The organism is Desulfobacterium sp. N47, assembly GCF_051233685.1.
Classification (GTDB): domain Bacteria; phylum Desulfobacterota; class Desulfobacteria; order Desulfobacterales; family RPRI01; genus RPRI01.
In genome coordinates this window covers 1-6444 of sequence record NZ_JBAMMY010000100.1, presented here as the reverse complement: position 1 = coordinate 6444, position 6444 = coordinate 1, and the positions used below count along the sequence as shown (strand labels likewise).

General features: G+C 41.1%; 10 protein-coding genes and 1 pseudogene. 2 read left to right on the top strand and 9 right to left on the bottom strand.

From position 1 onward, the window contains the following. The 5 genes from VXK47_RS06285 to VXK47_RS06265 form a co-directional block, all read right to left on the bottom strand. The coding region (locus VXK47_RS06285) for an ISAzo13-like element transposase-related protein (RefSeq protein WP_435547918.1) at positions 1-443 on the bottom strand (443 nt) is incomplete at its 3' end. A 63-nt stretch (positions 444-506) separates the two neighbouring features. After that, a complete protein-coding gene (locus VXK47_RS06280; RefSeq protein ID WP_435547917.1) occupies positions 507-719 on the bottom strand; it encodes a hypothetical protein in 213 nt (70 codons plus the stop codon). Positions 720-747: 28 nt separating this feature from the next. Then, positions 748-1281: a 4Fe-4S dicluster domain-containing protein gene (locus VXK47_RS06275; RefSeq protein WP_435547916.1), complete on the bottom strand. Its 534-nt coding sequence runs from the start codon at positions 1279-1281 to the stop codon at positions 748-750. Between the two features lie 20 nt (positions 1282-1301). Then, positions 1302-1634, bottom strand: coding sequence for a hypothetical protein (locus VXK47_RS06270; protein WP_435547915.1), 333 nt, complete (start codon positions 1632-1634; stop codon positions 1302-1304). A 352-nt stretch (positions 1635-1986) separates the two neighbouring features. Next, complete coding sequence (locus VXK47_RS06265) at positions 1987-2661, bottom strand: flavodoxin family protein (RefSeq protein ID WP_435547914.1); 675 nt, start codon at positions 2659-2661, stop codon at positions 1987-1989. Between the two features lie 311 nt (positions 2662-2972). Between VXK47_RS06265 and VXK47_RS06260 the strand changes: the two genes are divergently transcribed. After that, a complete protein-coding gene (locus VXK47_RS06260; RefSeq protein WP_435547913.1) occupies positions 2973-3278 on the top strand; it encodes a putative quinol monooxygenase in 306 nt (101 codons plus the stop codon). A gap of 43 nt (positions 3279-3321) precedes the next feature. Here VXK47_RS06260 and VXK47_RS06255 read toward each other — a convergent pair whose 3' ends face one another. From VXK47_RS06255 to VXK47_RS06240, 4 genes and pseudogenes are all read right to left on the bottom strand, one after another. Beyond that, positions 3322-3534, bottom strand: coding sequence for a hypothetical protein (locus VXK47_RS06255; protein WP_435547912.1), 213 nt, complete (start codon positions 3532-3534; stop codon positions 3322-3324). Positions 3535-3551: 17 nt separating this feature from the next. After that, complete coding sequence (locus tag VXK47_RS06250; RefSeq protein ID WP_435547911.1) at positions 3552-4298, bottom strand: hypothetical protein; 747 nt, start codon at positions 4296-4298, stop codon at positions 3552-3554. Between the two features lie 127 nt (positions 4299-4425). Further along, the gene (locus VXK47_RS06245) at positions 4426-5421 is read right to left on the bottom strand and encodes an ABC transporter substrate-binding protein (protein WP_435547910.1); all 996 of its coding nucleotides are present in this window, start codon (positions 5419-5421) and stop codon (positions 4426-4428) included. Between the two features lie 25 nt (positions 5422-5446). After that, positions 5447-6007 (bottom strand): annotated as a pseudogene (locus VXK47_RS06240) (ABC transporter ATP-binding protein); the annotation flags it as partial. Positions 6008-6070: 63 nt separating this feature from the next. On the opposite strand from VXK47_RS06240, the gene VXK47_RS06235 reads away from it, so the two are divergent. Further along, positions 6071-6444, top strand: a 374-nt coding sequence (locus VXK47_RS06235) for an ISAzo13-like element transposase-related protein (protein ID WP_435547909.1), incomplete at its 3' end; no start/stop codon positions are given.

Here is a 6444-nt window from a genome sequence, read left to right as displayed (position 1 = left end):
TAACCTAATTCATCCAATAGATCACAAACCGTCCTCTGGCTTACCGGGTGACCTCTTGCTGTCAGTTCCTCGGCAAGTTTCGTCGTGCTCTTGCATGTCCAGCGAAGGGGCGTCTCAGGATCTCCACGAGTGGCAGGCTCTAATAACTTATCAAGATCCTGAAGCAAGGAAGGATCTTTTTCTTTCAGCTTCTTTCTGCCGCCGCCTGTTCTTCTGATCCTTCCGGGTAATCGCGAGTCAATATCCGGTCCTCCCGATTTAAGTTCGGATATCCCCACATATATAGTCGTTCTTGATAATGAAGTAGCCTCCGACACTTGGGAGATACCCCCTCTGCATAGTGACTGTGCTTCTACCGCCGCCCATAGACGAAGAACCTTCTCATCTAAATGTGAACGTAAATACCCATACTTTACCTTGATTTTCTCAACAGTGTTTGACATACATAACGCATATCATTACCGTAGATAAATGTCAACATAATTGTTCAATTTATTATTGCTAAGTTACTTAAAGCGCATAGCACATGGGTCATGGATAGTCACAATTTGTGCAGATATTTTCTTGGCGGGAACATCCAGATTGGCAAGAAACTCATAGACACTCATTACGGAAAGATTCCCGCCGTATTGGTCAAATATCTTGTAGCAATTGGGGCAGGCCACCAGTACTTTTTTGATTTTATTCCGAATCAGAAAATCTTTCATTTCTTCAAACATGGCGTTGAAAAAATCATCCCGTCCCAGATCATGAGATGGCTTGGTGCAGCAGTCCAGAACTATTCCAACGGAGGGGATTTTTTTGCTGAATAAGTTCAAACAGAGCAAGTGTTCTATCAGCTCTGGTTCCGGGAAGTGTGCAGCCAGGGAAAAAAATTGTATCGCACCCTTCCGGCAAACCATACCAGCTGAAGAGTTTTGATGTGCCCTTTTTTTCATAGGCCAAAATGCCGCTGTGCTCCTGAAAAACGCCGGACCCTTGCCTTGCAGCCTCACGCCGCATTTCAAGAAACATACTTACCGGATTCACATTTACCGGACATACCGCTGCACATAACCCGCAAAGGCTGCATTCAAATGCCATTGTCTTAAAGGTCTTGTTCGTGAGATCAAAAGTTTCGGCGATCTCTTTAGGCTTGCCGTATTGTCTTAGAAATTCACACTCTTTTTGACATAGCTTACAGTTGGTGCATTGCAAAGAGACGGTTTGCAATTCTTGCTGCAACGCATAATCTTGTGTTTTTACAGATGATTCGGTTTTTATTGAATAAGGGCTATTCATTTAAGATTTACTCCGGCTCATTAAAGAGTAATCACCTGATCAATCCCCGCTCCGGCCAGTGCTTTGTGTAAATCCGGGAAACAGCCTATAGTTGCTGATTCCACCAGGCAGTCCTGGATTCTGCGATCAATAACACATTTATCGCATCCCATAAGCAACATTCCTGTTTCCGCAGCAATCCGGGATAGACGTTCTCCCACATCATTGCCTTCTACCAGCATAAAAGTGTTATCTAAAAAAAAGAACATACCGCACACTTCAAATCCGTGTGTACCTGATTCCAATTGCGGAATAATCATATTACTCAATATATAATGTGTATTTGAGGTTGAAAAAATATAGGCAACTTTCATGAATATCTCCATAATAAGTCGTAATACAATGTGTGTTGTTTATTCGTCTGTGCAAATCCTGATATAGTTATCTACTATTAATTGAAGGATATATTGTCAAATCGATAATTATTATACTTTCAGAATGGATGTATCGAAAATTTATATGCATACATATTGTCTGTGCAAAGAGTATAGAATTGGGGATAAAGAAAGAATATAGTAATTAAAGCTATCTTATGAAGAAAGTTAAGAATTATTGACCGCTATGATCCTTGATCAATATTATATTTGCTTGCTTAGCCTGACTCAACAGTTGAATATGAGACAGCTATCTGTTGCAATTCAGATTTAAAATATTGAGGCCAACCTATCATGGCATTCCTCTGTGTTTCTTCCAGTATCTGTATTCATATAACCATTGTTCTTTTCGGTATTTCACCAGGTGTTGCATGCGATCCCTGAATATTGCCATCTTTTTTTCAACATTCTTATCCTGTTTTTTCACTCTCCAGTCTTTAACCAGTTTTTCACCGAGAGCAAATGCTTTTTTGCAAATATCCTGAGTAAAAATATCATCCTGCAGTTCAGACATTGTAGCCCATACTGAGCCTACAGGCCGGATACCGGTTGTTATCAGAAAATAATTTATGTAGTCAGCAATAGGTTTTTCATCTCCGCCTCCTGATGTTACTACGGAAGCGCCGTATTTTCCTTCAAATCCCATACAGTGTAATATGCCGCAGCAGCGATCCATAAAAGCTTTTAATTGGGCGCTTACATTGAAAATATAATTGGGACTGGCAAGAATCAGGCCGTCTGCTTTAAAGATTTTAAGCTTTATTTCTTCAAATTTGTCTTTTTGAAAGCAATAGCCCTTAACATGGCATTTATCACAACCACGGCAGGGCAACACTAAATCTCCAAGTAAAAATATTGTTTCGTTCTCAGCTCCCATACTTTCAGCGCCTTTAATTACTTCATTAAGCAGCCGTGCAGTATTCCCTTGTTTACCACGCGGACTTCCGACGATACTGACAATTTTCATAATTGTTTCCTCTCAGAAAAATGTTATTTTAACTGCGCTGGTTTATTTGATAGCTTGACAACATCCTTAAAGCATTGTCTGAAAGCAGGTCTGCTCAGGTTTTCTATTATTTTGCAGTTTGCTTTTATAAGACGCATGATAATACTTTTATTTGTATTTTGTCAATTATCACTGTAGATACCTATTATCGTATTTGCCGGAATAATATTCCGATTGCCTGGTTGTAATTGGGCATACTTACCCATGCCCAATCGAAACAGATTTATGACAATTGCTAAAATCTTTTTGACTAATAAAAAGGAAATTTAACAATGATAAATGTAATTGCATCAATACATATTAAAGATGGGCGATTATCTGAATTTATAGATATTTTTAAATCCATGATTCCAAAAGTTCTTGAGGAAAAGGGATGTATCGAATATGTGCCAACCATGGATGTTCCCACGGGCTTACCACCGCAGGAGTTGAATAAAAATGTTGTTACAATAATTGAAAAGTGGCTCAGTTTAGAGGATTTACGGGCACATCTATCAGCACCGCACATGCTTGCATATAATGAAAAAGTTAAGGATATTGTTGAAAAAGTATCACTTAAAGTGCTGGAAGAAGTATAGCCTGTATATTGGAACTTAAAACATCAAATATTTAACTTTAAATTTAACCTGATAAAAGCATGCAAACAATTGATTCGGATGTCCAGCGACGTTTCCGGCAATTGTAGCATGAGATCGGATCATCGGCGATCTGTTCATCTTCATCATCGGGGACAAAAAAAGTGCAGTTTGCCGCTGTTTCGGCGGCCATCTCCCAGTTATCATTGCCGCCAGTAAATTCCTTTTGCCTATGTGAATTAATACGCCATGCCGGCATTAACTGCTATTCCTTTCTCAGTAAGCCCTCAGCTGCTGTTTGCTGCACGTCTCCCATTGGGCAAAACCATTGCCATAAGATTTAATTTTATTCACCAGCAAAGTGGATTTTCCTTCAAGCAAAACTGCTTTAACCTTATTGCCGAGCCGGATTTTTTCGTTTTCTTTCAGCAAACATCCTTCAATGCTTTGGATCACCTCAACATGCGTTTGCCTTTTTATCTCGTCAGGAGTGACAATACCATCTGCCGATTCAATCTTGAAATGACCTTTAAAACGACCGTCATTGCCTGTCAGGCGAAGACCTGCCGCGGCAAGTGCGCCTATCACGCCCTGGCCTGTTCCACCATGCTCCGAAAGATGAACATATATGAGTTTTGCCAGCTCATATGCGGAATCTTTCACAAGTACTTTTTTCTTGGCATTATACCCAAAAGCCATCAGTTCATCAGCTCTGAAAAGTCTATCGATATTCACTATACACAATCCGGGATCAGAGCCAATGGCACTTTCATTATGTAAAAATTCCATGGCAAAGTTTAAAAAAGCATCCCTATAATCATCATTTATCTCTGCCGGAAAGCACATGGCGCTGTTATGGGAAGTATAAGGAATATCAGGATGGACCAGCATCTGATGACGGGTAACATAGCCTCCTTTTCCCCATCCTTTTATTGACAGACTCTCCGACAAAATCGATGCAAGTTCCCCGGTTCCCACGCTCTCCAGATTATCCGTATCATCGATAGCAACCAATAGCCTCATTGCCAAACTCCTTTTATTTTATCCTTTTTGCAAAACAGCCTATTTTCTTTTTTTCGGTTTTCTCATATTTTTACCACTCAAAATTTTTTCTGTCATCTCTTCCGAAAGCTCATAGTCAAAAAATTTTTTATAAAAGTTCTTGGTCTCTGCTTTTATATCTACATCTGTAAACCGTTCCGGATAAAGCGTTTTTGCCGCCCAAAGGATGGCAAGCGGCGTCTCCAGCGATCCCGGATGCCCCCAGCGTGATATACCAATCGGCATTTGATATACTTTTTTGTTTTTTTACAGCTTTCAAAGCAGCCCATTTATCGTCTTGAAGAATAAGTTTTACAGAACCTGGTTCATTGGCAAGTATTACATCTGGGTTCCATAACAAAATCTGCTCCAGGCTTGTATAGTTTGCTCCTTCAATGATCTGCTGCCCCAGGTTGAGAGCAACATTTTTACATCCTGTGATTTTGAGCCAATCTGTTTCAATACTTTGAGCAAATGTTGTTCGAAGCGGCTCGTTGACGGCATAATAGACGCGAAGGCGTTTTTCCTCCGGAATTTTATCCATAATCCGGCTCACACGATTAATGGTATCCCGGTAATAGGCAATATACTCAGAGGCACGTGCATCTGCATAAATAGCCTGTCCGATCAGTTTTATCGCATTCTGCTGGGTTTCAATACTGTTATAATCTATAATCAGATACGGGATCTGAAATCGCTCAAGCTTTTCCCTGTCTCCGGGATCACCGGCAACATCAGAAGGCATAAAAAGAATATCGGGTTTGGACACCAGCAATTCCTCAATATTAATAGATCCCTGTGCCTTGGGAACTCTGGCATTTAAAATCGACGGGCAGATTTGATGTAAAAGCGAATCGCGCTTAAGGCCGTAAGAAACAGCGACGATATCCCGGCATCTTCCCAGCATCGTAACCACATGCCCGGTAAAAGCATACAGGCAGGCGATTCTTTCCACCTTTTGCGGCAGTATAACCGAACGGCCCATACAATTTATTAGCGTCCTCTCTTTTCCGGAAAAATCTTCTCCGACCGACTGACAATGTACAAGTGAGTGCTGGTTGATCAGCACAAGAGTTATTAATGTGAGGATAATCTTTTTTAGCATATTTATTTTCATTATATTAAGCAAGTTATGTAATTGTCCGGATCGGTATAACCTGTTTTCCGGGCTTGCCGGTACCATTGTTATAGGTGATAATACCTGCCTGTATGCTATATAATGCTTTAATTTTGTCTTCCTGCAACACGCTTTCAGGAGGTCCTGTTTCAATAAACCCGGCATCTTTTAACATCGCAACCACAGTTGGTATCACATTGTTTTCGAAGAAAAAAGCATGATTGGGAAAATGGGTCGCCATTACTACCGATATCCCTTTTTCACGCACAAGTCTTGCAATGGTTTCAAGCACTATTAATTCATTCTTGAAATCTAGATGGGCTGTTGGTTCATCCATGATCACAAGCGGCGCATTCTGAGCCAGCGCTCTTGCAATCATAACCAGCTGGCCTTCTCCACCGCTTAGCCTGGTGTAAGGTCTTGTTTTCAGGTGTGCTATGCCAACGGTATCTATGGCCGATTCGGCGATCCTCCTGTCCGCCCTTTTGGGTGAGGAAAACAATCCGGTATAAGCGGCACGGCCCATCATGACTATTTCCAATACTGTGTAAGGAAATGTCCTCTCATGACTTTGAGGTACATAGGAGTTGTCACAAAATAACCTTTACATTTAAAACGTACATGCTATACTGCATGCATGGAAATAAGGTTGATAAAAAAACGCTTCGAAATGCTTGCGCCAATACTTGACGAGAAAACACTCAGACTTTTTGTCGCTACGGAAGCATTGGCCCTTGGACGTGGAGGAATATCTCTGGTTTCCAAAGCTACTGGAATTTCCAGACCAACAATAGCAAACGGATGCAAAGAGATTCTTAAAGCAGAAAACTTTGAAATTTCCGGCGCTTCTTCCGGACGAATCCGTAAGCATGGCGGAGGACGTAAGCGTACCGTATATAACGATTCGACCCTTTGCAGTGATCTTGAAAGTTTGATAGAACCAGAAACAGCAGGAGACCCAGAGTCGCCGCTTCGATGGACTTGCAAAAGCGTTCGGAACCTTGCTCAAGA

Excerpts from the sequence above, each read along its gene's own strand:
- VXK47_RS06260 (WP_435547913.1), top strand. The coding sequence starts at position 2,973 with ATGATAAATGTAATTGCATCAATACATATTAAAGATGGGCGATTATCT.
- VXK47_RS06280 (WP_435547917.1), bottom strand. The coding sequence starts at position 719 with ATGTTTGAAGAAATGAAAGATTTTCTGATTCGGAATAAAATCAAAAAA.
- VXK47_RS06275 (WP_435547916.1), bottom strand. The coding sequence starts at position 1,281 with ATGAATAGCCCTTATTCAATAAAAACCGAATCATCTGTAAAAACACAA.
- VXK47_RS06270 (WP_435547915.1), bottom strand. The coding sequence starts at position 1,634 with ATGAAAGTTGCCTATATTTTTTCAACCTCAAATACACATTATATATTG.
- VXK47_RS06245 (WP_435547910.1), bottom strand. The coding sequence starts at position 5,421 with ATGCTAAAAAAGATTATCCTCACATTAATAACTCTTGTGCTGATCAAC.
- VXK47_RS06250 (WP_435547911.1), bottom strand. The coding sequence starts at position 4,298 with ATGAGGCTATTGGTTGCTATCGATGATACGGATAATCTGGAGAGCGTG.
- VXK47_RS06255 (WP_435547912.1), bottom strand. The coding sequence starts at position 3,534 with ATGCCGGCATGGCGTATTAATTCACATAGGCAAAAGGAATTTACTGGC.
- VXK47_RS06265 (WP_435547914.1), bottom strand. The coding sequence starts at position 2,661 with ATGAAAATTGTCAGTATCGTCGGAAGTCCGCGTGGTAAACAAGGGAAT.